Genomic DNA, 2,539 nt, shown 5'->3' with positions numbered 1-2,539 from the left:
GTGCTTCGATTACCTGCACCGGCTTTTGTGAAGTTGCCGCGCTGTCAAGGTAGACAAGCGGGCTGCCATTGACTTCCTGATGTAAAATCGGAAATAATTCACGAATCTCGCGGGCGTTCATTATTTTACTTTCCTTTCGATGACTTCCACCAATTGCTTCTTAACTCCCTCGATTGGAAGTTCGTTAACTACAGGTGCAAGGAAGCCGTGAATGACAAGGCGCTCTGCCTCAGTCTTCGGAATACCGCGGCTCATCAAGTAGTAAAGCTGCAAAGGATCAACGCGCCCAACAGAAGCCGCATGGCCTGCTGTTACATCATCTTCATCGATCAGTAGAATTGGGTTTGCGTCTCCGCGTGCTTTTTCACTCAGCATAAGAACTCGAGATTCTTGTTCTGCGTTAGATTTAGAAGCACCATGCTCAATCTTTCCGATTCCGTTGAAGATAGAAGTAGCACTATCCTTCACTACGCCGTGCTTAAGGATATAGCCTTCTGAATTCTTGCCAAAATGGATGATGCTTGTCGTGAAGTTCTGAGTTTGCTCCCCGCGTCCAACCATAACCATCTTAGTATCACCGTATGAACCGTCACCAACAAGGTTCGTAACGTTTTCAGAGATGGTATTGCCATCGTTCATCAATCCAAGAGCCCACTCGATGCGAGCATCTCTTCCTGCTTGACCGCGTCGGTTCACATATGTTGTAAGTCCGGCAGCTAGAGTGTCAACCGCGCCATACTGGATTTTAGCGTTTTGGCCAGCGATTGCTTCAGTCACAATGTTGACTAAGCCGTTCACTTTTCCAGTAGTTGAGATATAGTTTTCCACATATGTTACAGAACTGTTGTCTTCAGCAACGACAAGAACGTGGTTGAACAGGTTTGCTTCCGCATCATCATGCAGGAAAATCGCCTGGATCGGGTTCTTGATCTGAACATTTTTAGGAACATAAAGGAATGCTCCACCGTTTACAAATGCTGCATGAAGAGCTGTTAAACGGTTTTCATCAGACTTAACGGCAGTCATGAAATATTTCTTCAACAAATCGCTGTATTCACGAGCTGCTGTAAAGATGTCAGTGAATACTACGCCTTGTTCCTGCATTTCTTTTGATAATTGAAGGTAGGCAGGCTTGTTGTTGCGCTGTACATAAAGGCTATTATCCTTCGCTTCCTGATCAACTAGCGCTTTTACCTCTTCAGGAAGTTCGTCGATAGAAGAGAAAACATCACTTTTCACAAGGAGTTTTTCAAATTGTGTAAAATTCCATTTATCAATCTTTGTTTTATCCGGTCTTGGCATTGGAAGATCTTCAGCTTTTCCAAGAGACTGAACGCGAAGTTCTGTCAGCCATGCCGGTTCGCTCATTTCTTTTGAGAAGGAAGTGATGTACTCCTGGTCAAAAGGCCATTTCGTTTCCGTCGTCATTATAAATCCCCCCAACGCTTACGCTTCTTGCCCAACTGTTTCGTCTTCGATGCCTAGTTCTTTTTTAATCCAGTCGTATCCTTCTGCTTCTAAGCGCTGTGCAAGCTCAGGTCCGCCAGACTTAACGATGCGGCCCTGCATCATAACGTGCACAAAGTCAGGAGTGATATAGTCAAGAAGACGCTGGTAGTGTGTGATGATCAAGCAGCCGAAATCTTCACCGCGCATTTCGTTGATTCCTTTAGAAACAACCTTCAATGCATCGATATCAAGACCTGAGTCGATTTCATCCAGAATCGCAATTTTTGGCTGAAGCATCATTAGCTGAAGAATTTCGTTACGCTTCTTCTCTCCGCCTGAGAAACCTTCGTTAAGGTAGCGCTGTGCCATATCTAAATCCATTTCAAGGAATTCCATTTGCTTATCCATTTTGCGGATGAATTTCATTAATGAAATTTCATTTCCTTCGCCAAGACGGCTGTTTAATGCAGAACGCAAGAAGTCAGCATTTGTAACACCGCTGATTTCGCTAGGGTATTGCATAGCAAGAAACAATCCAGCGCGTGCTCTTTCATCTACTGCCATATCAAGTACGTTCTCGTTATCAAGCGAAACTGAACCGCTTGTTACTTCATATTTAGGGTGTCCCATGATTGAAGAAGATAATGTAGATTTACCTGTACCATTTGGTCCCATGATCGCGTGAATTTCTCCACCCTTAACTTCAAGGTTAACACCTTTTAATATCTCTTTACCTTCAATCTCAACGTGAAGGTCCTTAATTGATAATACAGATCCTGCCATGATAATACCTCCATCAATATAGAAAAGATTTTAAGCCGACTATTGCGGTCTTTAGCTCTATTCTCATTTTATTCTCATTACAATCTTATAACAAATGAAAAGTGTTAGCAACTCTTTAAGAGTGGAAAGAAATTCATCGCAAGCAGCAGAATCTTGTCACATGTTGTAAGCCTTCCCACCATTGATTTTTGGCTCATGCCGAGTGAAAGTGACACGACCGAGCAAATTCATTTGCTCGCAGCGTTTTACTTTCACTCGGCAGCTTTTCAGCGCCAGCTGAAAAGCTTGTGAAGCGTCAGCTTCACAA

At 43.4% G+C, this 2,539-nt stretch carries 2 protein-coding genes and 1 pseudogene; all 3 read right to left on the bottom strand.

Features of this window, described 5'->3' with window-relative positions:
• A pseudogene (locus WB217_RS01825) lies at positions 1 to 121 on the bottom strand (cysteine desulfurase); the annotation flags it as partial.
• Positions 121 to 1,428, bottom strand: coding sequence for a Fe-S cluster assembly protein SufD (gene sufD / locus WB217_RS01820; RefSeq protein ID WP_423990100.1), 1,308 nt, complete (start codon positions 1,426 to 1,428; stop codon positions 121 to 123). The gene sufD and the pseudogene WB217_RS01825, both read right to left, overlap by 1 nt.
• Before the next feature lie 18 nt (positions 1,429 to 1,446).
• Positions 1,447 to 2,232, bottom strand: a complete 786-nt coding sequence (gene sufC / locus WB217_RS01815) for a Fe-S cluster assembly ATPase SufC (RefSeq protein WP_423990099.1) — start codon at positions 2,230 to 2,232, stop codon at positions 1,447 to 1,449.
• Positions 2,233 to 2,539: the final 307 nt, after the last annotated feature.

It is taken from the genome of Mesobacillus sp. (genome assembly GCF_049588175.1).
Classification (GTDB): domain Bacteria; phylum Bacillota; class Bacilli; order Bacillales; family Cytobacillaceae; genus Mesobacillus.
The sequence above is the reverse complement of the archived record's forward strand: the minus strand, read 5'-3'. Positions and strand labels throughout refer to the sequence as shown.

Coding starts and splice junctions, on each gene's coding strand:
- sufD (WP_423990100.1), bottom strand. CDS start 1,428: ATGACGACGGAAACGAAATGGCCTTTTGACCAGGAGTACATCACTTCC.
- sufC (WP_423990099.1), bottom strand. CDS start 2,232: ATGGCAGGATCTGTATTATCAATTAAGGACCTTCACGTTGAGATTGAA.